Source organism: Clostridium tertium (assembly GCF_902652255.1).
Classification (GTDB): domain Bacteria; phylum Bacillota; class Clostridia; order Clostridiales; family Clostridiaceae; genus Clostridium; species Clostridium tertium_A.
Map to the genome: position 1 here is coordinate 51,713 of NZ_CACRTO010000021.1, position 23,561 is coordinate 75,273.

Sequence of the window (23,561 nt, forward strand, 5' to 3'; positions counted from 1 at the left end):
TCACTATCTACAATTGCATTCTTGTTAATTCTTGTACTGCTTCAACTACTTTATTTCTTACTTGAATTGCTAGTTGCATACTCATTTTAGCTTCTTCCATTGATAAAAGCATTTCATGAACTTCAACATCTTCTCCTGCAATAAAGTCATTTGTTATTTCATTAGCTTGTACTTGTTTTTCATTTAATTTATCTAAACTATCCTTAAGTACATTTTGAAAACTACTATTAGAGGAAGTCTTATTATTCTCATTATTATTTATAAAAAAATTATCATTCCCAAATATTTTTTCAGATGGAACAAAATTATTTATTATCATATTAAACACCTACCTTCCTAGCTCTAATGTTTTAGTAAACATACTTTTTGTTGCATTTAAAGTATCTATATTAGCTTCATAAGACCTAGAGGCAGTTATCATATCCGCCATTTCATTTAAAATATTAACATTAGGCATAGTAACATAGCCATTTTCATCTGCATCTGGATGAGTTGGATCATATACATTTTTTAATGGTGATGGATCATCAACTATTCCAACAGCCTTTACACCATTTAATCCTTTTGCATTATCTAGATTTTCTTGAAAGACTGCAATCTTTCTTACATATGGTTTTCCATCTTCTCCCCTAGTGGTAGTAGCATTAGTCATATTAGATGTTATTGTATCCATCCTAAGCCTTTCTGCTGATAATCCACTTGCACTTATTCTCATAGTATTAAACAATCCCATACCCATTAATTCCCTCCTGAAATTACACTTTTAGTCATATTTAATTTAGAATTAGCTTGAGTGATTAAAGCATTATACATTAAACTATTTGCTGCTTGATCTACCTTTTCTAAATCTAAATCTACATTATTTCCATCAGTTCTCATACTTGTACTATTATCAACTTCAACATCTATTAAAGAATCGTTTAAAGTACCATTTAAGTGTTTGTTATTAGTTTTCTTCAAAGAAAATTTTTCTACTTCACTTTTTAAATTCTCCTCAAAAGAAACATATGATCTTTTATATTCTTTCGTGTTTATATTCGACATATTGTTTGCTATGACTTTTCCTCTTAAAGCAGAAGCATCTAATCCAGCCCTTAACAGCTGCATTGTTGAATCATTATTTATATTCACATCCTCATCTCCTAAACAACCAGATTTTTTGACACGTTTTTATCTTATATAAAAACATAGTTTGACTTATTACAATATATTTCTCCATAATATTTGCCATATAATCTTATTATAAATAAATAATGAACATTTTTCTATGAGAAATTTACCAAGGAAATTTATACCAATTAAAATTAACAAAAATTTTAATATTGAAACACATAGTTTACAACTTATTTCTACAATATTCTACAATACTTTTAGTAATTTTCCAATATAAATATATTAAATTTTAATTTTTTGTAAAAAAAAGAGAAGTTTTATCCACTTCTCTGTCGAAAGATTTATTTCATATTTTCTAAAACTCTTAATATATCCTTAGGGAAATTATTAGTTTGTTGCATTAACGCTATAGATGTTTCCTGTAATATTGAAGTTCTTGCATATTCTGACATCTCTAGTGCAATATCAGTATCCCTAATTCTACTTTCAGCTTTTTCTAAATTTAATGATGTTGAACTTAAATTAGTTCCTGATGTCTCCATTCTATTTTGGATAGCACCATATCTACTTCTGACTGAATTTACTGTAGCCATAGCTGAATCTAAAACTTGTATATTCTTATCAATATTTTCGCTATTAACTACATCCAAAGAATTAATTGAATTTCCTTCTCTATCAGTAAGCATGTCAGTAGTTAAATTATATACTGGGATATCTATATCTTCATTAGTATTAGCCCCTACTGTATGCTTTAAATATTTAGGATAATTATTGTTAGTAACTCTCTCAGAATTTAGTAACTTAACCCCATTAAATTCAGAATTGTTAGCAGTATAATCAATATGTTCCTTTAGCTGATCTATTTCTGATTGAATTACTCTTCTATCATCTTCTGCAGTAACACCTACAGATTGTATAGTAAGCTCTTTAATTCTATTTAAAGATTCTGTAATAGAACTTAATCCGCCATCAACAGTTTGTACCATAGATACTCCATCTTGTATGTTTCTTTCAGCCATTTGAAGACTTCTTATTTGAAGTCTAAGGCATTCACTAACTCCAAGCTTATTAGGATTATCCTTTGCAGAATTAATCTTTGTTCCTGTAGATATTTTACTTAAAGCTGATGAATTTAATGTTAAACTTTTTTTGTAATTTCTATATACATTTAAAGATTGCATATTTTGATTTAATCTCATAATATCTCTCCTAAAAAATTTATTATATTATAAATATCGTGAAATTATTTCTCATCTTAAGATATTTATAATATCTTTTATCATCTCTCGAAATAATTGTCTTATTTTAAAATAATTTCACAAATTCTATGTATCTCTTCTATCTCTAACTCAGAATAAAGTGGAAGACATAAAATTCTTTCAGATATATATCTAGCCACTGGAGTATCATTATTAAAAAGTCCTTTATAACATTCAAAATCACTAGTTAAAGGGAAAAAATATTTTCTAGCAAAAATATTTTCCTTTTTCAACTTTTCATATACTTCATCTCTTGTATATTTATATCCATCAAAAACAACAGGATAATATGAATAATTCTGTTTTACATTATTCTGAATAATAGGTAATTTAATTCCTTCTATATTTTTTAATAAATCATTGTATTTATTAAACACTAATTTCCTTTTTTCAAGTTTAGTCCCATAATGACGCAAATTACAAATACCCATAGCAGCTTGAAACTCATTCATTTTAGCATTCCCACCTATATAATCTACATTTTCCAGCCCAGCTATGCCAAAATTTTTCAGTTTATACAATATATCATTTATTTCTTTATTCTCAAATGTAACTGCCCCACCTTCAATAGTATTAAATACTTTTGTAGCATGAAAACTAAAAATCGATGCATCACCAAAATTCCCAATCCCTATTCCATTAAGTTCAACTCCAAAACAATGTGCCGCATCATATATTACTTTTAGTTTATATTTTTTAGCTATCTTTTCTATTCCATCAACATTGCATACATTTCCAAATACATGAATAGGAACTATTGCCGACGTTTTTTCTGTTATTAACGATTCAATTTTATCCACATCTATTGTATAATCATCTTCATTTATATCACAAAATACTGGAGTTAATCCATTTCGAACTATCGCATGTGTAGTAGAAGCAAATGTAAATGGAGTAGTTATTATTTCACCTGTAAGATTCATCGCAGAAATAATTGACTCTAATGCTAGATGACCATTTGTAAATAAAGATAAGTTTTCTACACTTAGAAAATCTAATAACCTATTTTCTAACTCTTTATGCTTAACCCCCATATTGGTTATCCACTTTGTATCCCACAAGCCTTTTATCTCTTCAATATATTCCTCAAAATCAGGAATAGATGATAGCGTTACCTGTATTCCCTTATCCATTTTTATCCTCCAACTTAATTAACTCTAAATATTCCTTTCTAATTTTCTTCAAATTCTTCTTATTATAATTATATATATTACTTTTATATATCTCCTTTTGTTTTTTTATAATATCATAAAAATTATTTTCTATATATTTAAGAGTTTCTAAAAAATCTATTTTAATATAATCCATTTCATTAAATTCTAAGCCATCAAAGGCATACTCTAGTAATCCATAGTTTTTATTAAAATAATATCTATTATCGTCACATACCTTTTTAATTATATTTACAACTGGGATATCGTATCCTACAGATAAAACTAATGCATGATATCTAGTACACAAAACCATTTCTGCATTTTTTATTATTTTATATAAATCTTGTATTGGCATATATCCAGTTTTATTTATATCATAAAAATAAAAATTTTTTAAATTTTCTTTTAAATAATCACATTGCCACATACCACCTCTTTCAAAGTCAAATGGTATGAATACAATTGATAATCCGTATCTTGCATATATATTATCGCTAAATCTTTTAATATCAGAAATGTATTTTTTTATATCGTCTAATGATAAATAAATCTCTACTGCAATATACTTTCCTAATCTATTAATATCTAAATTATTTTTACTTGGCAACTTAATAATATCTTCGTTTATAATATATAAATCATCTGGCAAAAACTTAATTTGTGATGACTCGATATTAATTCTTTCTAAATAGCCTCTAGAATACATTCTATCTCTAACTGCAAAAGTAGTATTCTTTAAATAATTAAATAGATAATTGAAAAATTCTTCACTTTGATCAAACGGTCCAAAGCTATTAGCTGTAAATATAATTTTTTTATTAAATTGTTTAGCAATAATCATTGGAGCGACTATTTTTTTTAACATATCTGATCTCCATAGACTATTATTCCATAAGTGGTTAAAATATCCACCACCACTAACTATTAATAAATCGATTTCCTTTATATATTTCCTTATCTCATATAAATTTTTAATTCTATATAAAATATCAATTGGTGTCTCAGTAGGATGATTAAACGGAAGAATTCCTACTTTAGGAATTGATTTTTTTTTATCTTCTTTAACTTCATCATATTTTTTCTCTAAAAGTTCAACTTCTACTAACGAAATATTAAACCCATTAAAATAATCTTTGATAATATTTTCTGAAAATTCTTTATTGTAAGAAAAAATTGTAATATTCTTGATTCCAATATCATAAACATTATTAATAAACATAGCATAATCACCAAAGTTAATTTCAGATATAGGACCTGTAAAACCAATTCTTATATTTTTTTTCATTCTATTCTCTCCAATCTATTAAACACTCTACTTCACTACTATCAAATACTGGTATGTTCAGGTTACTATATACATCGTACCTTTCAGAAAATGAATCATCTATAAAAATCGATTTTTTATGTACTAAAAAATCAGATTTTTTCTCTAACATATTAATATTAATAATCTCATCAAAAATATCTTTGTTTATTTTCATTCTGCTTAAAGTTTCTAAAATATTATGTATATGCTTAGTCATAAGTATTATTTTTATATTATTATTTATAGATTGATAAATGAACATCATCAATAATTTATTAACTTTATTTTTAATAATTAACGTATCATCTAAATCTACATATACAACATTATAGTCAAAATCCAAACTATATCGACTTATTAAAGCCCTATCAACTTCTATTTTGTATTTATTTTCAATAATTTTTATTGGAATTCTCATTTTATTAAAAATAGTTAATAAAGGAAAATTAATTCCTAAACTGCGGCTTAACCCCATTGTTCCAGAAATTCTAGGTGCTATTTCTAACAACTTATATTTATCATTAATATCTTTCTTTAATTGAAAGAACCACGCTCCATTAAACTTTAAATTATCATTAATTATTTTAGCAATTTTTAAGACTTCATTATCTGTTAATAAAATTTCTGATCTAACACTAATTCCCTCTCTAATTCGCTTTCTATTTCTCATCTTACAAACCCTTAATTCTCCATGAAAATCTGTAAAACAATCTATTGTATATTCTTCTCCAGGTAAGTACTCACAAAATACATACTTCTCTTCACTTCTTAATAAACAATTTAATTCATTAAAATTGTTTATTATAATAGCTCCTTTTGCCCCCTGTCCAATATCGGGTTTTGCAAATATAGGAAATTTTTTCACATCGGATATTTTTTCAAAAAACTTGGGTGTAAATTCAGTATCCTTAAATAAATTATATGTTGTTATTTTGGAGCGACACACTCTTACTGTTTTAATATCGGTTGTAATAATCTCAGCATTTATTTTATCATAATTTTCTGTTAAAAATAATTGCACATCATCATTAGCTGGAAATATATATTGAATTTCATTTTCTTTAATACTTTTATTAAATTCATTTAAAAAATTTTCATCATTGTAGAACGGTAAATTATCCACATAATTTCTATAAACATATTTAGAATGATCTGATAAACTAGAGAATCCATATAATTCAATGTGAGTTGAATATTTTAATGCTCTATTAATTTCTAATCCTATTTCTGTTCCTGCAGGAAATACTCCTATTTTAGTTTTCATTATATACCTCTCCAAATTTATATTATTTGAACTTATTCCTATGAACTGAAGTTTAATTATCCACCACTTTTTCACTTTTATAGTATTAACATATTAATTAGACTTACACTCGATACTTCTACTTTTAGTTATATATTTAAACATGTTGTATTTTTTTGAATTACACAACTAGAAAATAACTTTTATATAACAATTCTAAATTATAAATAATAAAATACAATATTAGTTAATTGCAAAAAATCTTCTTAATTTATTTATGTGCATTTTGTATTTTATAAATATTTTCCAATAATATATCAGTATCATCATCTTTTTCTTTTATTTTATTTAAGTAATATATACTATCCTGATATTTACCTATAATATAAAAAACATATCCCAAATTATATAATGTATTCTCATTAAAAATATCAAGTCTTAAAGCATATTCCAAAGTTATTATGCAGAGTTTATATAACTTCCTTTCAAAAAATTCAGATGCTAGTCTTGTAAGTAGATATAAGTCATCAAAAGTATTTAGTTTGAATATTCTTATTAAGTCATCTTCAGTAATATAATTACTAACTAATTCGCTAGCCATTTTTGCTACTTCATAATATTCATTAATATTTCCTTTTATAAAATCCTCTAAATAGTTGTTACTTTCAATATTGTAATCTTTACTCCTTCTAGAATTATAAAACCATTTCGGAAGTGATACCTGCTCGTCATCTATAGCTAAACCTTGTTCTATGCATTTGCAACAAACATCTTGATTAAACTTATTGTATAGTATTTCTTCAATATTATCTTCTAATATATTCCCACATTTATAATTTGGATGATTATTTGGAAGACAACAACAAGTAGCTACATTACAATTTTCATCAATCATAAAATATGAATTATGTTGACTACATCCTTTATTCTTAGATTTCTTTATACGTTCGTCTAATTTAGAAAGAAAAATATCATTCGAAATTTTTTTTATCGATTCTTTATCCATAGCATTATTTAGATAAGACTCTCTTTGCCACCAATCATTAATCCCTGCATAATAAGGTATGAATTCTATACCTAAACTTTTTGCAAATCTTTCTGCATCATAAATTTCATCTAAATTAAATTGATATATATGAAATAATATTTGCAGTTTCCCCCTAAAATCATTTCTATATAAATGTGCCTTTATGTCCAAAATATTTGATTTGATTTTTTGAAAATCAAATCCATGTATCTTATCATATGATTTTTGAGAAAATCCCGGCATTGATATCATAAAAACTTTTAAATTTTTAGCTACGATACTAAAATCTATGTTCTTAGGAATAATAGATAAGTTAGTACTTATACCATAATTGATATTATTAAGATTTATCTTCTCAATAATTTCATTAAATTGCGGATGAAGAAAAGGTTCACCCCAATTATAAATATAAAGTGTGCTTATATCCTTATCAAATATACCTACTCTTATTATTTCTTCCAATGTTTTATTAAATAACTCTGGATTTACAAAACTTCCTAGAGTCTGATTCCTTTTTCCAGTTACACAATAAGGACACTTCCCATTACATTTTCCACAAATCTCAAAATGTACTATTGGATATGACTTTATCATTTAAAATCCTCCTCAACTTAACTTAATACTATTTTTTAACTAAAATTAAATCTTCTCTATAGTTAAATCCATATTTTTTACATTCTTCCAGCGTAAATAATTCCTCATTTTTAATAATATTTAAAGAAAATCCTGACTTCTTTAATCTATCAAAAAAATCTATTCCATATATTCTTACATGATCACATTGACCATAATACTTTTTTCTTTCCTCATCACTCATTATTTTTTCATCTTCAAAAGAATTATTTATCTCATTTGAATACGGCGTTTGTAAAACTGCATATCCTCCATTCTTTAACACCCTATATAATTCACTCATAGCTTTTAAGTCATCAGGAATATGTTCCAAAACATGATTACAAATAATAAAATCAAAATAATTATTATCAAACTGTATATTTGTAATATCTAAATCAATAATATAATTTTTAGTAGGATATAAATCCCCACACACATATTCTTTTGTATTCAAATCATGTATAATTTTCTGTATATTATGTTCTGGAGCAATATGTAGTACTCTTCTATCTTTTATATACTTGTCCCATATTTTCATCTTATCAAAATATTTAATAAGATGTCTTTCCCTATCATGACAATGACACTGAGGACACAAAAAATTCTCTACATCACTTCCAATAATATTATATTTATTTATTTCATCTAGCTCATGCTTTTTATATTGATAAGGTAAAAACCTTTCAATTTTATGATTACAAATAGGACATTCACATTCCTTACTTATGGGATCAGATAACATAATATTTATTGCATTTTTATATACAGCCATTATCTCTTCTTTAATATCATTATCAACTTTATAATCATTAAATATATATTTATTTATTAATTCTATAGCTAAACTACAACATTTATTTAGAGTTAGTTTATATTCCTTAAAATTAATAACCCCTATTTCATAACTATTTTTTATTAGTTTAAACCATCCTATTATTGACATCATCATTATGCTTACATTGTTAGAATTTTGATTGCTATGTATCCTAAAATAACTTAATGTATCTGATATGTAAACTAAATCTCCGTACTGCAGAATATTAATCCAATTAGCTAAATCTGATACCCCCTTTATTCTTTCATTATTTAAATAACCGTACCTATTCTTACTAATATATTTCTTTTTTAATAATACAGTTGTAGGTTCTCCTATGCAATTTATAGTATTTATTATTGCATACCTACTAATTTCACGTCCACTAATAAGTCTATCATTTTTAAATAATCTGCTAAAGGCACCATTTAAGCTTAACTCATTACCTTTTTCATCGATAGGCTGCCTTGCTGATGTAACTAAAGTTAAATTAGGATTTTCAAAAAAATATTTCATCATTTTCTCAATCTTCTGCGGGTGAAAAACATCATCATGATTCAAATAATTTATATACTCACCATTACTTTTAATTAATAGTTCATTTACATTTTTATAACCATAATCCATCAAATCACGTTTATTTTTAAAGTAACTAATATTACTGTAGCTTTTTAAATAAGGTTTTATAAACCTTTTAACTTCATCAGTAGTACTATCATCCCCTATTACAATCTCAATATTAGGATAGGTTTGATTAATTGCACTTTCTAAGGCCTCTTTTAGATATTTAGTCTGATTATATGCTGGTATTAGAATGCTTACTAAAGGATATAAAAACTCTAGATATTCTTCTATAAACTTTTCTTTATAAATCTCCTTTGCATCTGAAAAATTTTCTAATGAATCTTGAATACACCATGGATCCAATTGCTTAGGAACAATAACTTTATATCCTTTTTTTAAGAACTCCACACTTTGGGATAAATCATAATATTCCCATCCATCAAAAATATCATCTCTCCATGTAACATCGTATTGAGTTGCCATCAAAAGCCCATCAACTAACTTTACTTCTTCATAATTATTATTTACTTCATGAAATTCATCCAATCCCATTATTCCAATATTATTTGTATACAATTTCCCATATACACTGTTAGAACCATAAATAGAATAGTTATTAGTTAACATTTTTGTTCCTAACATACCTATCAAACCTATTTTGTCATTATTTAAAAATATATTTAAAATATCTTCTATAAAAGTATTATTTATAATAAAAATATTTTCATGCAAGTATACCTTGTATTTAGCATCTGATAGTCGCATTGCTTCATTATAAGCCTTTGCAACAGAATCCACTTCTGTAATATTAATGCTCTCAATTTCATACCCTTGTGGTACTATCAAATTATTTATATAAACTAGACTTTCATTATATATTTCTAAATTTCTAACGCAAGTTATAAAACATATCTTTTTCTCATTCATTTTATTCTCCTATTATTTGACTTTTTAATTCTTCAACTAAAGTTACATGACCTTTAACTTGATTTAAATAATCTAAAGCTTTCTCCTTCTTATTTGCTATATATAAAGCTTGTATATAATTATATAAGTTGTTTGGATTAGAGAAGTATATATCACATGCAAGGTTAAATAAATCTATAGATGTATCATATTCTTTATTCTGTAATAACCATGCTGCAACAATCTGTATAACATCTTCTTTTTTTATAATATCTTTTATTAAGGAGAATATTATATCTATTTCTTCTATTTCGCCTTTTAGTATAGCTTTTTCAATCTCTTTCATAGAGTTATCTATATCAATAAAATTCTCAATTCGTCTTAGTAAAAATTTTAATCTAATATAATTCTTTTTATTCTTATCAATATTAATCAATCTAACTACTTCGTCAGTTAATTTTATAAGTTCTATGTAATTTTCATGATTTACATTGTTACTTTTTAACTCTTCTAAAACTTTCAATGTATGTTTTAAATAATATTTTATAGCTTTCCTTAAATCTTCTTTCTTTTGCAAAAAGCCATTTTTATATCCTGAAAGTATTTCATATCCATAGTCAATAGAACCCAAAATCTTCATTTTAATTGATTGTAACTGCTGGCCACTATGAATTCTAAAATAACTTAATGGTTCTGAAATATATACTGCTTTACCTTTAGATAATAAAGTCAACCAGGTTGCTATATCTACATTGCATCCATATTTTCTACCATCAAAAGTTCCAAATTTCTCAGTTAAATCAGCTTTTCTAAAAAGTACAGTTGTAGGCTCTCCAATACAGTTGTAATTAAGCTTAATTACAAAATCCCCAAGCCCTTTTCCATTTATAACTGTATCTTCTTCAAATAAACATTTATTAATCTCTTCATCTTCTAATAACAACCCATTTTCATCAATTAATTGTCTATACGATGTAACTAATTTTATCTCATTATTTATGTCTTGAAGATAATATCTCATCATCTTTTCAATTTTCGTTTTTTCAAACACGTCATCATCCATTAAATAATTAATATACTCTCCATTAGCTAGTTCAAATAGTTTTATATCATTATCAAATTGGCCAAGATTTTTTTTATTTCTATAATATCTTATATTTTCATATCTATTTAAATACCCTTGAATCATATTTTCAACATCATTTGTAGTACTATCATCACAAATTATTATCTCAATATTTTTATACGTTTGATTTATAGCACTTTGTAAAGCTATTTCCAAATATTCTGGACGATTGTATGCAGGAATAAGTATGCTTACTAATGGCAATTTCGAATCTAGTTCTGTTCTTTCCTTACTTAACATTAGTAAAGTTTTCTTACCTTGATTTATCACTTTATAATTAAATTTTAATTCTCTTATAGTATCTTGTAGTTTATTTTTATATTTAATATTTTCATAATAATTAACTGGTATAGATATAAAAATATATCCTTCATTTTTAGTATGTACACTAGCATTCAATATAATTTTATCTATATCATCCATCATATTATCATTGAGTGTTATTATGATATTATCAAAGTAGTTTTCTAAATACAGTTTTAACTTTTCAAAATTTCCAAATGATATATTAGCAAAATGTTCTATATTTGATACAACTTCTTTATGCTCCTCTATTCCATAAAGGTTAGAACTAGGAAGTTCACTCTTTATCTTTAATAATGTTGCACCACCCGCACATCCCAAATGTAGTATATTAGAATTGGGTTTTGCTTTTTCTATAATAATATCTGCTGCTTCCTTCTCAATATCTATTAAATGATATGGATCAAATCCCCATTTTTCAAGAAACTTTTTTCTATTATTAATAAGTAATTCACTATACTCCTTAGATATTTTTTCAAAGGATGCACTTCCAAAATGATGAATAAAACTATTTTTACAAAGCATTAATTTATATCCAGCATTTCTTATTCTAAAAGAATAATCATCATCTTCAAAATTTCCTGGAGTAAATCTTTCATCTAATAATCCTATCTTATCTATGACATCCTTTTTTATTAACATACAATATCCAATTAGACGTAATCTTTCTTCCCATTTCTTAGGCTCACACTCATTATATTTTTCTGCAAATTGAATCATTTCTTCTACACTAGCATAATCAGTTGATATAGTTTGATAATTAGGACATGAGTTTGTAACAGATCCTACAGCTCCTATACTTTCAGAACTATATAAACACTCCTTTAAATTTTCAAGCCATTTAGGAGTAACAATTGTATCATTATTTAATAATAATATCTCTTCTCCAGTAGCTATACTTATTCCTTGATTACATCCTTTTGGGAAACCTAAATTTTCTTTATTATAAATAACCCTTATATCATTTTGAGTTTTTAACCACTCCACTGTTCCATCTGTAGAGTGGTTGTCTACTACTATTATTTCATAGTTATTATTGGTATACTTTTTTATACTCTCAATACAGATCTTGTTATAATCAAAATTATTATAAGTTAATATTATAATACTAGTTTTAAAAAATTTAATTTTCATGTTTCTTATGTATTCTTCAAGCTGAATTTTTATCTCTTCAGACTCACTCTCTATTAATGCTTTTGAATAAAAATCAACAGCTAATTTATATTTTTCTTTAATTTCATATAGATAACCTAAATTGTATAATATATCAAAATTTCTATCATCAATTTTCAAAGCATTTTCTAATGTCTCTTGCGCATCTTCTAATCTATTTTCCATGATTTCTAATACAGACTTCATGGAATACACTTCTATATCATTATCTTTAATATTAAAACTTTCTTCTATTAAAATCTTTGCAACATCTAAATTTCCATCCTGAATATGTCTTTGAATATCACTTTTTAATTTTTCCATTTTCTCTTTTTTTTCTTCTATCATTATTTTAACCCTTTGCTTTGCAGGTAAGTACTCCTTGCATTTATTATAAAACTCTAGTGCTACTTCTTCAAAACCTAAAATCTCATAAATAACACCTATATTATAATTAGGCTGATATGAGTTTATTCCCTCTATTTTCCCTTCTCTTTCTCCAATGCATTTTTGAAAGTGCTCAACAGACTCTTGGAATTTTCCATTATTCATATATATTAATCCCATCACAAAATTGTAATCAGGGGACTTGTCATAATATACCCTATACTTCTTTAACTCCATTGCCTTTTCATATTTTTCGCACTTTATCAAAGTATAACCATAACTTTCTATTAAATCTTCAGTATATTCAAATTTAAAATCTGTAGATAACTCGATTGACTTTACAAAACTATCATACGCTTTATCATAATCTTTTTTTCTATAATAAGACTTACCAATTTGATAATATAAATAAGGATCTAATGGATTGTTTTTTATAGCATCAATTAACAAATTTATATTTCTTTCTAATTTATTCGTTCCATTAATAACTTCATTCAAATACCCAATGTGGTTAGCTTCTATTTCTATAGACTTCATCTTATATTCACTACCATCCTTTGATACCACTTGTTCATGTATAATTCCTTGGTAATGAAAGTATTTTTTATTAAATAATCTATTTACCCGTTCAATATATTTTTTTATTTCCTCTCCCTCTTCAAAAGGATTAATCCTTTTAATTCTCCCTACAGTCATTTTATTATTTTTAATAAATCTCTCTATATTTTTTTTATCAAATTTATAAATAACTTCATCCGCATCTAATATTAAAACCCAATCATTAGCTGCCTTTGAAATAGAAAAATTTCTAGCTTTTGAAAAATCATTACACCACTTGAAATCATATACTTTATTAGTATATCTTCTTGCAATCTCTTTTGTATTATCTGTAGAACCTGTATCTACTATAACTATGTCTTCTATATAATTCACTATACTATCAAGAGATTTTTCTAAATGTTTTCCCTCATTTTTTACAATCATGCATAAACTTATCACAAAACTTCTCCTTTAAAATATATTACTTACCATAATATATTTTTCATTATAAATTTCTTCCTATATTTATTTATCGTTTTTTATACAAAAAACTTTATAAAATAAAAAAAGCCAGAATAAAATCTGACTTTTTTATAATACAAGTATTTACAATTATCTTAATAATTGAAGAACACCTTGTGGTTGTTGATTAGCTTGAGCAAGCATTGCTTGAGAAGCTTGTTGTAATATATTGTTTTTAGAGAAATTCATCATTTCCTTAGCCATATCAACATCTCTAACTCTTGATTCTGCTGCTGTTAAGTTTTCTGAAGCATTATCAAGATTTTTAATAGTATGTTCTAATCTGTTTTGGTAAGCACCTAGTGTTGATCTACCAGTTGATACTGATGTAATTTGAGTATTAATTTTGTCAATTAAAGCTGTAGCTTTAGCATGATCTGCAATACTAGTTTTATCTAAACTTCCAACAGCAGTTTCAATATCTTTTAAATTAATTCCAGGTGTAGTAAAGTCTAACTCCATTTTTTGTCCATTGTTAGCACCAACTTGTATATTAACTTTTCCAGCATCACCATTAAGAATTTTTTGCTCATTGAATTGAGTATTGTCTTTAATTCTAGTTATTTCTTTACCTAATTCAGTTAATTCTACACCAATAGCAGTTCTATCAGCTGTAACGTTAGTATCATTTGATGCTTGTACAGCTAATTCTCTCATTCTTTGAAGGATAGCTTGAGTTTCTTGTAATGCACCTTCTGCAGTTTGAATCATTGATATACCATCTTGAGAGTTTCTTGAAGCTTGATCTAAACCTCTGATTTGGCCTCTCATTTTTTCAGAAATAGAAAGACCTGCTGCATCATCTCCAGCTCTGTTTATTCTTAATCCTGAAGATAATTTCTCCATAGATTTTCCTGCTGCATTGTTGTTAACTCCCATATTTCTGTGTGCGTTTAACGCGTTCATATTGTGATTAATAATCATAATAAAATTCCTCCTTGATTTTTGTAATTTGACATCCTTGTCTTTGTTTAATGTATCTCCACATCCTTTCGTCTGTGGAGTAAGTTCAACTAATCAAATCATAGATTTGAAGTTTAACTTAATAACTCCTACCATTTGGTGGAGAAATTCTCTATATAGAGTTTTAATTGCTTAAGCTTATATTATTAATATCGTAAGAATAATTATAACTTTATAGTTTTTAATAAATTTTTTAAATTTTTGTATTAAAAAAATTATTTGATTTTCTATTTTTCCCATAAGCATTATTAGCGTTTTTTATATTATGCAAATTCCTTATTTCTTTTCTTACTTTTATCTGTTGATCTTCTATTACTGATTTTAATTCTTTATCAACATCAAATATTCCCATAGATATATACATTTCTTTTATATAATTAATATCCATATTTTCATCTTTAAATATATCTTTAATTAATTTTTCCCTATTATCCATAAGATCATCTACATCTAAGTCATTTTTTAATTTTAAAATTATATTCTCAGTTATTTCCTTATAATTTTCTAATATCTTATTTATCATATCTTTTCCTTAGCTCATTCCCAATTGCTGCATTAAATAACTTTGTTGAGAATTGTATTTATTCATTATAGTTTCTAATTTAGCATACTTGCTATATAATGCTTGCTCTCTTCTGGCGAAATCCGTCTCCATATCCTTCATTTTTTGCTCATATTTTTCAATAGATTTAGTTATCTCATTATTATAAGCTGATGAGGATCCCTCAATCCCTGCCTTTTTAATCAGTGATGAATTTATAGTTACTGTTTCATTATATAAAACATCTTTAAGTCTATACATTAAACCTGTTCTAGAATATTTTTCCCCTTCTGATAGAGTGTCATCCTTAGATGGTGATTTAATAAACATGTCCATAACTTCTTGCACATTTTCTTCTAAAGCTTTTGTAAGCTTATCTTCATCTATTGTAAAAGTCCCATTCTTCGTACCAGAATAATCCGCAACAGGTTTTATACCTATTTTTTCTAAATTTAAACCTGTTCCATCTACTAAGGTTCTCATAGCTTGTTTTAAGCTATTTGATATCCTAGTAACATCTGTATCCCTTGAAAGTTGTCCTTTTTCAACTTTTTCATTCCAAAGTTTAATTTCATCTTCTGACATTTCCTTCTTTTGATCTGCTGTTAAAGGAGAAAAATCTCTATTCCTCTTTTCTGTAGTTAGAGTGTTTAATTTTTCTATTAACTTATTATAGTCATTAAAGAAATTCACTAAATTATCTTTAAGTTCAGTTACATTAGATTTTCCATTTACAGATATCCCCTCAGCAGGAATATCTCCTGTAAACTTAAAAGTAACACCATCTAAAGTAACTGAGTTTGTTAATCCACTATGAGTATATACTCCACCCTTACTATTTCTTATTACTATTTCAGAATAGTCTCCACCTTCAGATAATTTAACACCTTCTCCTGCTACCCTTAAGTTTATCTCCTTACTAGAACCTGCTATAATTGACGTCAATACAATTGAGTCATCTGCATTTACACTAGCAGAAAATCCTAAACCTTGTTCCTTAAAAATTCTATTAAGGTGATCTACAACTTCTGTTGGTGAATTCTTTCCAGTTAAGTCTACTAAGTTATCATTTATTGAAATTTTTTGTCCAGCAATATCACTTATATTAATGGTATTTTTAGTATTTGTAGCATCTTCACCATTAATAAATTTTCCACCAACACCATTTATTGATATCTTAGGATCTTCTACTTTACTACCTAATTCAGTAGTTTTAAATGTAATTTCTCCTGATTCACTTACTTCTGCTGTTAACTTATAATCTTTTAATTTATCTTGAAGAAGTTTCTCAACATCTGATGGAACTAATGTATCACTAATTACTAATTCAATTTCTTTTTCTCCTATTTTTATTTTTCCACTTGCATCTTTCAAATCTTGTATAGTAAAATTATTACCATCTTCCTTAATGATAGTTGATGCAGTTGCATCTATACCTTTCACTACTGTTCCTTTATTATCACTAAAAGAACCACCAATAGTAAAATTATTATCTTTCCCTAAAACAGTAGATTCAAAAATAAATCCACTTTTATTAGCTGCATTATCACCTGCAAAATCAGTATATTTTACACTAACATTAATTCCTGCAGCTTTAAGCTCATTATTTAAATTGGTAGCTTTTTCTTTTTCAGTGCTACCCTTTAACTCAAATTCTTTTCCATTAATAACCACCTTATTGTCTTTAATCTCATCTGACCCTAATACTATTTTTGATGCCTTCGCCACTTTCCCAGTTATTGTATAATTATCAACTTTTGCATCTCCTGAACCTGATGCAGTCAATATATTTTCATTTGATGAAGTAAATTGTACAGATGACCAATTTTTACTTAATAATAAACTATTACTACTAGCTACATCAAAATACTTATTGTAAAACTCTCTTGAATCCTTAATTACTTCCCTATAAAGCTTTTGCCTTATTTCAAGTATTTCCTTTTCTTGTCCTTTTTTATCTATTTTTATTCTATATGGTTTCATGGAATCCTTAACTATTTGATCCATATCTAAGCCTGTTGCTAGACCTGTAATTCTCATTTAAACACCCCCGTTTTTTTCAATTAACAGTTAATAATTAACACTTAACAATTGTTGTTGGAATTCAGTAAACTGAATTCCTAAGTTAATATTTTTTGTTTATCTAATATGTTACTTCATTTTCTTCGATATTTCGTATGCTTCATGCCAAGTATCTCTAACACTTTCTATTACCGGCATTAATTCTTCCATCATCTTAGGATCCTTTTTTAGATTTATTTCAAACAATCTAGTTTTTATAAAGTCATAAACTTCGTATAATTGTGATGCCCAATCTCCTGCATTTCTATCTAAAGTTACCATTAGTTCTGTGAAAATATCTTGAACCCTTACTAAGCTCTCATGACTTTTTTTTGTATCTTTTTTCTCCAAGGCTTCTTTTGCGACCTTTGAAAATCTAACAGCTCCATCTACTAACATTAATAATAATTGTTCCTTTGATGCGTAGTTAACGCTATTATTTTTATATGCATTTAAGGCATTATTACTATACATTTATTATTTCCTCCTACTTTTTAACATCTAAAAAAGTGCCTCGACCTAGTGAATTTATATCTTCTTCTTTTTCTACTTTTAAGCTTATAGTTGGTTCTTTAACTTTGCTTACATCAATAGTAATTTTTTCTTTGTCCTTTTTCATTGATTCTTCTTTAACATATTCCTTGAAGAATTTTTTCTTTTGCTTTTCACTATCCTTATTTATAATTATAGTTGACTTTCTATGAACCTTACCATCTTTAGTTTTTTCATAAAGCTTTCTTCTGATATCTGTATCAATTTTGTTAAGTAAGAAATTCATAGTTCTCCCCCCTATTAAGCCTTTTTATCTATGGCTACACCAACTAGTTCAACCATTTTAGCTACTAGATCTAGAATTTTTTTAGGTGGACACTCCATTATAACTTCCTTAGTATCTTGATTTATTATTTTTATCATAATATCACCAAGCTTTTCATGAACTGAATACTCTGCATAAGTATTTTCATCCTTAAGGAATTTATTTAATTTATCTACAGCCTTAGCTATATCTTCTTCTCTATATCCTTTATCTTTTGCTGTTACAGCTTTTACTGCATCCTTGCCCGCCGGAACCTGCTTAACTTCAGTATTTGCATCAACATTTGAAGTATTACTTAGGTTAGCTTGTCCTCCTTGACTTGTAACCTTAAAATCCATTTTAAACACCACCTTTCTTTCAATTAACAGTTATCAATTAATAATTAACAATTTTGCTTGAAAGTCAATGCGTTGACTTTCTTATATCTAATTTTTCTTATAAAACTCCTTCATGAGTCTTATAAAGAATTTAATTTTGTAATTTGGAACAAATTACTTCCATCATTTTTTCATTCTTTAATTATTTCATTTTTTCATTAATTTCTTAATTCTTTCATTATTAAATGTATTATTTTTCTCTAATTTTCAATCCCTTTAATAAATCAATATTAACCTTCGCTGCTTCTTTATTTTCTTCTTGAACCTCTTCAAATAGCTCTTTTCTTAAAATAGTCTTTTCTTTAGGTGCTTTGATTGCTAGTTTAACACTTCCATCCTCAATCTTTGATACTGTTATTTCTATATCATCACCTATTAAAATAGACTCACCTTTTTTTCTAGTTATAACTAACAAATTAACACACCCCTATCTGAAATGATAAATTAAAAATTAAGAATTGAAAATTGTGGTAATAATTCAGCTTTGCTGAATTATAAATTTAAGTATTTCCAAAAAACTCCTAGGGGGTTTCATCATAAATTCTTAACTCTTTGATTTTTTCATTTTTCATTCTTTCATAAATAACTCCTATTTAAGAAACTCTTTAAGAGTTTTCTCCTAAATTCTTAATTCTTCATTATTCATTATTCATTATTCATTAATAAAAACTTTAGTTTTTATCTCGTATTCTTCTTTATCTAATATATATTGTTCCCCTTTTTTGTCATTTATATTTATTACTAGAGGTGCTTTTAAGTTTGCTGTTATATTTTCTACCTTTTCACTTAAAGTTACTAAAGAGTATAGAAGTACATCTTCTTCATTTTGTATATTTAAATTATTTATTATTTCTTTACTTAACTTTATTTCATAGTCTTCTTTTACTACAAATGGAGATATTATTACAAATCCAATGTCTTTATCTTCAACTGATTGAATTATGCTAAAAGGACTATCTTCTAATGCTTCTCTTATAATATATTTCTTTAGATTAGGGAAGCCTGGTATCCCTTTTTCAAAGGTTATTATTTCATTTTCTTTATATGTTATTTTTCCATGTATAGGTGATATTATTTCCATTTTAATTCTCCTATCTTAAGAAGTCTAATAGTGATGGTTGAATTATCTTAGCACTTACTTGTAGTGATGCCATATAAACACTTTGTGCTACTGTAGCTTCTATATTTTTTTCTGCAAAGTCTATATCTTCAGTTTGAGATAATATATCTTTCAAATTGAAGTTTTGCTCTTCATTTTGAGATGCTGCAGAATCCATTCTATTTTGCTTAGCTCCTACTTCTGCTCTCACTTTTAATAAATTTGTTATTACTTCATCTATATCTTTTAAGTTGTCACCTGTTACTTTACTACTATCAGTAGAATCATCTGATGCTACATTATTAGTTATATCTTGAAGTAAGTCCATAGCATTTATTTCCTTACCATTCTTATCTTTAAATAATAATAGTTCTGTAGCCGATACATTATAATCCATAGTAACGCCTTGTGAAACTTCTACTGTTAGTTTGCTTCCAATCATACCAATTTGATTTTGTACATCTTCATCGCTATCATTTAACTTAAGCATTTCTCCGTCTTTACCACTTAAGTATATAAAGTTATTTCCGGTACTAGTATCTTTAGTAGAACCTACAGGCTTTGAATTACCTTTAGTTCCTCCAAATATATACTTACCATCAAAGTTTGTATTTAATATTTGTGTTATTTCATTTATCTTTTCATTCATTTCATCCTTAATAGCCTTCTTTTCATCAGTTCCATAGCCTGCATTTCCTGCTGAAACCATAAGTTCTCTAAATCTTTGAAGGCTGTTTCCTAGCTGCTCTAAAGCTGTATCCGTCGTATCTAGCCAGTTAGTTGTATCCTTGATATTTTCATTATACTGAGTATTAGTTAAGACATCCCTATTTAACTGCATGCTTCTTGCAACCTTGAAAGGATTATCAGAAGGTCTTCTTATTTCCTTGCCTGAAGTTAATTGTTCATTCAGTTTCTTCATATAATTTTGATTTCTTCCTAGATCTCTTAAAAAGCTTTTACTCATCATCTGATTTGTAATTCTCATTTATCTGCCTCCTATCTCTTTAATCCATTTACAATTACTTCTAATAACTCATCTACTGTTGCTATTATCTTTGCATTTGCATTATATGCATGTTGGAACTGTACTAAGTTAGCCATTTCTTCATCAAGTGATACTCCAGAAACTGAAGCCCTAGTTTCTTCAATACTGTATAATAAATCCTCTTGATTCGTAACCATTCTTTGTGCTTCTTGCGCTTGTACTCCAAGCCTATCAATTGTATCTTTAAAGTAAGAATCTATCTTCATTCCTGATGTACTATTTTCTACCTTTAGTCCATTATTTGTTAATGAGTTTCCACCCTTATACTTATCAAACATGTCACTTCTTGAATGAACAGTTTCATTTATATCTTGTATTCTTATTAATGAATCTCTAAGTTGGGCTATAGCTAAAGCTCTTGAACCATCACTATCTCCATCCATAGTATTTTCATTAGTATATTTATATAAATCATCATGAGTCTTAGTTTTAATTTTCATAACATCTTCTAATATCTCTTTATTTATAGAAATATTCTTAGCTGTTATTTCTTCTTCTCCCTTTAAAGTAATATCTAAGTTACTTAAAGTTCCATTACTTCTATAGCTCGCAACATCTTTGTTAACAAAGAAAGGTAAATAATCTTTATCAACTGTTGATGTATTATTTAGTGGATCTTCTATTCCACTATGAACAGCATTTACTGAAAATGCTAATGCCTTAGCAAGCTTATTTAGCTGATTCATATAATCTTCAATATCTTTTTGAACTGATACTATTCCACTTACACTTCCTGTTTCAGGCTTAAACATCATAAGTTCTGAATATCCAATTGTATCTCCATCTTTAATTGGATAACCATCACCTCTTACCGCTTGACCATTACTATCTGCCCATATTACTCTACTATCTTTAATTTCCTTCGCTTGTTCTGGAGTAATCCCTGTAACTTTTAGCGTTTGCTTGTTAGCTTCACTATCCATATTACCATTCTTATAATATGTAACTATATATGTCTTTCCTGAAAAATCACTTTCATCAAGTTCAACATTTGTAACATATGAAAATCTTGTTACATCACCATTAGGACTAGAATTAACTAATATATCAGCCTTCATACTACCAGAACTAGTTGGTTTAACATCTATTCCATTAAACTCTTTTTTATCTACTTGAATACCAAACTTATAACTTAACTGATCAAGTAATAAATCTCTTTTGTCCATTAAGTCATTTGGCGCATTTCCAGCTACTGAAACACTAATTATTTCTTGGTTTACTCTATCAAGTTGATCTAACATACTGTTTACTTCTGTAACAGTACTCTTTAGCATATCTTGTGCATTTGTTTGAAGACTTTCAAGTTTAGTATAAGTAGCATTTAAAGCATCTGCTAATGCTGCAGATTGTTGAGCTACTACAGTCCTTGCATTAGAGCTATTAGGCTGCTTAGATAACTCTTGGAAAGAATCAAAGAATTTTCCCATTAAAGTAGATAACCCTGTATCTGATGGCTCATTAAATACACTTTCTACTTCATAAAGATAATTATTTCTCATGTCATACTTTCCGAGTACTGCATTTTCCCCTCTAACTTGATAATCTAAAAAGCTATCTCTTACTCTTTCAATAGCTTGTATTTGAGCTCCAGTACCTAATTGTCCTACATCTACAGATGAACCTCTTGAAGTTCCTCCAAAAGGTCTTGTAGTTTCAATCTTAGCTCTCTGTCTTGAGTAACCAACTGTATTTGAGTTAGCTATATTATGGGAAGTTACGTCAATACTTTTTTGTTGTACATTCATCCCTCTTTTAGCTATATTAAATGTTGAAAATAATCCTGACATAAATCCTCCACCTATCTTTTTATGTTTCCATAAGAATTATACGTTGTCACATCTTTTTTAGGATTCATTATACTTAGTAATTTATTGGTAAAACTTAATTGTTGCTTTATCAATAATTCATTAGTATCTTTTTGAAGTATAATTTCATTTAATAATCTCTGCATCGCTCTATATACTTCATCTGATTCACTATCTTTTGAATTGTTAATATATTCCCTTATCGATGTGTTTCCTATAAACTTTCTTCTTTGAACTTCTGCTTCTGCAACTTCTTTATTCTTTAATTGAATTTCCTCAGTTACAGCCTCCATATTAAATACATCTTTATTTAATATAAGCTTATACTGCTTATCAAGAAGTACTAATAATTCCTCAAGTCTTTTACCCTCTATTATTAATATTTCCTTTAAACTACTCATATTTAATCAGTACCTCTCATTGAGTCTAAAATTCCTTTTGCAATAAGTTTTGCATCATAAGAATAAGTACCATTACTTATTTCATTCTTAACTTCCGCAACTCTTTTATTATTATCAAAATTTCTATCTATAGCATAATCTCTCAAAGCTTTAGAAGCATCTGATAATTCTATTCTGTCATAAATTTTTTCCGTCTTTGTTTTATTTACATTTTTTATTGCTTTATTTTTATAATAATCAATTCCATTTGAATAATTTATACCTTTAATATTCATACCGTCCTCCAAAATTTTCTTATACTTTATATATCGAATTACTTTTTTAAAGGTTTAGTAAAATAAATATTAATAAATAATTAAATAAATTGAAATTTAAAAACTTAATCATTAATTTCTTTCATTATTACTAAAAAAGTAAA

22 protein-coding genes and 3 pseudogenes are annotated in these 23,561 nt (G+C 26.7%); all 25 read right to left on the bottom strand.

What is annotated here, in order from left to right; genetic code table 11:
• Nucleotides 1-7 precede the first annotated feature (7 nt).
• The 25 genes and pseudogenes from fliE to flgM all read right to left on the bottom strand — a co-directional run bounded on the left by fliE (nt 8) and on the right by flgM (nt 23,418).
• Complete coding sequence (fliE, locus tag GPX08_RS10600) at nt 8-319, bottom strand: flagellar hook-basal body complex protein FliE (RefSeq protein WP_156626786.1); 312 nt, start codon at nt 317-319, stop codon at nt 8-10.
• Between the two features lie 9 nt (nt 320-328).
• Entirely contained in the window at nt 329-733 is a 405-nt protein-coding gene (flgC, locus tag GPX08_RS10605) for a flagellar basal body rod protein FlgC (protein WP_156626871.1), read from the bottom strand.
• Between the two features lie 5 nt (nt 734-738).
• Nucleotides 739-1,131, bottom strand: coding sequence for a flagellar basal body rod protein FlgB (gene flgB, locus GPX08_RS10610; RefSeq protein ID WP_156626787.1), 393 nt, complete (start codon nt 1,129-1,131; stop codon nt 739-741).
• A 323-nt stretch (nt 1,132-1,454) separates the two neighbouring features.
• Nucleotides 1,455-2,312: a flagellin gene (locus GPX08_RS10615; RefSeq protein WP_156626788.1), complete on the bottom strand. Its 858-nt coding sequence runs from the start codon at nt 2,310-2,312 to the stop codon at nt 1,455-1,457.
• 101 nt (nt 2,313-2,413) lie between these two features.
• Nucleotides 2,414-3,505 (bottom strand): aminotransferase class I/II-fold pyridoxal phosphate-dependent enzyme, encoded by a 1,092-nt coding sequence (locus GPX08_RS10620; RefSeq protein WP_156626789.1) that lies wholly within the window; start codon nt 3,503-3,505, stop codon nt 2,414-2,416.
• A complete protein-coding gene (locus GPX08_RS10625; protein WP_156626790.1) occupies nt 3,498-4,811 on the bottom strand; it encodes a hypothetical protein in 1,314 nt (437 codons plus the stop codon). The genes GPX08_RS10620 and GPX08_RS10625 overlap by 8 nt, the downstream gene beginning before the upstream one ends.
• A 1-nt stretch (nt 4,812) precedes the next feature.
• Nucleotides 4,813-6,096 carry an ATP-grasp domain-containing protein gene (locus GPX08_RS10630; RefSeq protein WP_156626791.1) on the bottom strand — a complete coding sequence of 428 codons (1,284 nt, stop codon included), beginning with the start codon at nt 6,094-6,096 and terminating at the stop codon, nt 4,813-4,815.
• 250 nt (nt 6,097-6,346) lie between these two features.
• Nucleotides 6,347-7,696, bottom strand: a complete 1,350-nt coding sequence (locus tag GPX08_RS10635; RefSeq protein ID WP_156626792.1) for a hypothetical protein — start codon at nt 7,694-7,696, stop codon at nt 6,347-6,349.
• Nucleotides 7,697-7,724: 28 nt separating this feature from the next.
• Entirely contained in the window at nt 7,725-10,022 is a 2,298-nt protein-coding gene (locus GPX08_RS10640) for a glycosyltransferase (RefSeq protein WP_156626793.1), read from the bottom strand.
• Nucleotide 10,023: 1 nt separating this feature from the next.
• Nucleotides 10,024-11,367, bottom strand: coding sequence for a glycosyltransferase (locus GPX08_RS10645; protein ID WP_156626872.1), 1,344 nt, complete (start codon nt 11,365-11,367; stop codon nt 10,024-10,026).
• A gap of 522 nt (nt 11,368-11,889) precedes the next feature.
• A pseudogene (locus GPX08_RS10650) lies at nt 11,890-12,564 on the bottom strand (glycosyltransferase); the annotation flags it as partial.
• Nucleotides 12,565-12,612: 48 nt separating this feature from the next.
• Nucleotides 12,613-12,930, bottom strand: a pseudogene (locus GPX08_RS10655) (tetratricopeptide repeat protein); the annotation flags it as partial.
• 3 nt (nt 12,931-12,933) lie between these two features.
• Nucleotides 12,934-13,953 (bottom strand): annotated as a pseudogene (locus tag GPX08_RS10660) (glycosyltransferase); the annotation flags it as partial.
• Between the two features lie 168 nt (nt 13,954-14,121).
• Nucleotides 14,122-14,955, bottom strand: coding sequence for a flagellin (locus GPX08_RS10665; RefSeq protein ID WP_156626794.1), 834 nt, complete (start codon nt 14,953-14,955; stop codon nt 14,122-14,124).
• 232 nt (nt 14,956-15,187) lie between these two features.
• Nucleotides 15,188-15,517, bottom strand: coding sequence for a flagellar protein FliT (locus tag GPX08_RS10670; protein ID WP_156626795.1), 330 nt, complete (start codon nt 15,515-15,517; stop codon nt 15,188-15,190).
• 9 nt (nt 15,518-15,526) lie between these two features.
• Complete coding sequence (gene fliD, locus GPX08_RS10675; RefSeq protein WP_156626796.1) at nt 15,527-17,575, bottom strand: flagellar filament capping protein FliD; 2,049 nt, start codon at nt 17,573-17,575, stop codon at nt 15,527-15,529.
• A gap of 111 nt (nt 17,576-17,686) precedes the next feature.
• Nucleotides 17,687-18,070, bottom strand: a complete 384-nt coding sequence (fliS, locus tag GPX08_RS10680; RefSeq protein ID WP_156626797.1) for a flagellar export chaperone FliS — start codon at nt 18,068-18,070, stop codon at nt 17,687-17,689.
• A gap of 13 nt (nt 18,071-18,083) precedes the next feature.
• Nucleotides 18,084-18,374 carry a hypothetical protein gene (locus GPX08_RS10685; RefSeq protein WP_156626798.1) on the bottom strand — a complete coding sequence of 97 codons (291 nt, stop codon included), beginning with the start codon at nt 18,372-18,374 and terminating at the stop codon, nt 18,084-18,086.
• A 14-nt stretch (nt 18,375-18,388) separates the two neighbouring features.
• A complete protein-coding gene (locus tag GPX08_RS10690; RefSeq protein WP_156626799.1) occupies nt 18,389-18,751 on the bottom strand; it encodes a hypothetical protein in 363 nt (120 codons plus the stop codon).
• A 229-nt stretch (nt 18,752-18,980) separates the two neighbouring features.
• Nucleotides 18,981-19,205 carry a carbon storage regulator CsrA gene (csrA, locus tag GPX08_RS10695; protein ID WP_156626800.1) on the bottom strand — a complete coding sequence of 75 codons (225 nt, stop codon included), beginning with the start codon at nt 19,203-19,205 and terminating at the stop codon, nt 18,981-18,983.
• A gap of 237 nt (nt 19,206-19,442) precedes the next feature.
• Nucleotides 19,443-19,871 carry a flagellar assembly protein FliW gene (locus GPX08_RS10700; protein WP_156626801.1) on the bottom strand — a complete coding sequence of 143 codons (429 nt, stop codon included), beginning with the start codon at nt 19,869-19,871 and terminating at the stop codon, nt 19,443-19,445.
• Between the two features lie 10 nt (nt 19,872-19,881).
• Complete coding sequence (flgL, locus tag GPX08_RS10705; protein ID WP_156626802.1) at nt 19,882-20,877, bottom strand: flagellar hook-associated protein 3; 996 nt, start codon at nt 20,875-20,877, stop codon at nt 19,882-19,884.
• An 11-nt stretch (nt 20,878-20,888) separates the two neighbouring features.
• Nucleotides 20,889-22,724 carry a flagellar hook-associated protein FlgK gene (flgK, locus tag GPX08_RS10710; RefSeq protein ID WP_156626803.1) on the bottom strand — a complete coding sequence of 612 codons (1,836 nt, stop codon included), beginning with the start codon at nt 22,722-22,724 and terminating at the stop codon, nt 20,889-20,891.
• 11 nt (nt 22,725-22,735) lie between these two features.
• Nucleotides 22,736-23,143, bottom strand: coding sequence for a flagellar protein FlgN (locus GPX08_RS10715; RefSeq protein ID WP_156626804.1), 408 nt, complete (start codon nt 23,141-23,143; stop codon nt 22,736-22,738).
• 2 nt (nt 23,144-23,145) lie between these two features.
• Nucleotides 23,146-23,418, bottom strand: a complete 273-nt coding sequence (gene flgM, locus GPX08_RS10720) for a flagellar biosynthesis anti-sigma factor FlgM (RefSeq protein WP_156626805.1) — start codon at nt 23,416-23,418, stop codon at nt 23,146-23,148.
• Nucleotides 23,419-23,561 lie beyond the last annotated feature (143 nt).

Excerpts from the sequence above, each read along its gene's own strand:
- GPX08_RS10640 (WP_156626793.1), bottom strand. The coding sequence starts at position 10,022 with ATGAATGAGAAAAAGATATGTTTTATAACTTGCGTTAGAAATTTAGAA.
- GPX08_RS10690 (WP_156626799.1), bottom strand. The coding sequence starts at position 18,751 with ATGGATTTTAAGGTTACAAGTCAAGGAGGACAAGCTAACCTAAGTAAT.
- GPX08_RS10645 (WP_156626872.1), bottom strand. The coding sequence starts at position 11,367 with ATGTTAAGTAAGGAAAGAACAGAACTAGATTCGAAATTGCCATTAGTA.
- flgM (WP_156626805.1), bottom strand. The coding sequence starts at position 23,418 with ATGAATATTAAAGGTATAAATTATTCAAATGGAATTGATTATTATAAA.
- GPX08_RS10625 (WP_156626790.1), bottom strand. The coding sequence starts at position 4,811 with ATGAAAAAAAATATAAGAATTGGTTTTACAGGTCCTATATCTGAAATT.
- GPX08_RS10635 (WP_156626792.1), bottom strand. The coding sequence starts at position 7,696 with ATGATAAAGTCATATCCAATAGTACATTTTGAGATTTGTGGAAAATGT.
- GPX08_RS10615 (WP_156626788.1), bottom strand. The coding sequence starts at position 2,312 with ATGAGATTAAATCAAAATATGCAATCTTTAAATGTATATAGAAATTAC.
- fliD (WP_156626796.1), bottom strand. The coding sequence starts at position 17,575 with ATGAGAATTACAGGTCTAGCAACAGGCTTAGATATGGATCAAATAGTT.
- flgL (WP_156626802.1), bottom strand. The coding sequence starts at position 20,877 with ATGAGAATTACAAATCAGATGATGAGTAAAAGCTTTTTAAGAGATCTA.
- GPX08_RS10630 (WP_156626791.1), bottom strand. The coding sequence starts at position 6,096 with ATGAAAACTAAAATAGGAGTATTTCCTGCAGGAACAGAAATAGGATTA.
- fliS (WP_156626797.1), bottom strand. The coding sequence starts at position 18,070 with ATGTATAGTAATAATGCCTTAAATGCATATAAAAATAATAGCGTTAAC.
- GPX08_RS10670 (WP_156626795.1), bottom strand. The coding sequence starts at position 15,517 with ATGATAAATAAGATATTAGAAAATTATAAGGAAATAACTGAGAATATA.
- flgC (WP_156626871.1), bottom strand. The coding sequence starts at position 733 with ATGGGATTGTTTAATACTATGAGAATAAGTGCAAGTGGATTATCAGCA.
- GPX08_RS10685 (WP_156626798.1), bottom strand. The coding sequence starts at position 18,374 with ATGAATTTCTTACTTAACAAAATTGATACAGATATCAGAAGAAAGCTT.
- GPX08_RS10700 (WP_156626801.1), bottom strand. The coding sequence starts at position 19,871 with ATGGAAATAATATCACCTATACATGGAAAAATAACATATAAAGAAAAT.
- GPX08_RS10665 (WP_156626794.1), bottom strand. The coding sequence starts at position 14,955 with ATGATTATTAATCACAATATGAACGCGTTAAACGCACACAGAAATATG.
- GPX08_RS10620 (WP_156626789.1), bottom strand. The coding sequence starts at position 3,505 with ATGGATAAGGGAATACAGGTAACGCTATCATCTATTCCTGATTTTGAG.
- fliE (WP_156626786.1), bottom strand. The coding sequence starts at position 319 with ATGATAATAAATAATTTTGTTCCATCTGAAAAAATATTTGGGAATGAT.
- GPX08_RS10715 (WP_156626804.1), bottom strand. The coding sequence starts at position 23,143 with ATGAGTAGTTTAAAGGAAATATTAATAATAGAGGGTAAAAGACTTGAG.
- flgK (WP_156626803.1), bottom strand. The coding sequence starts at position 22,724 with ATGTCAGGATTATTTTCAACATTTAATATAGCTAAAAGAGGGATGAAT.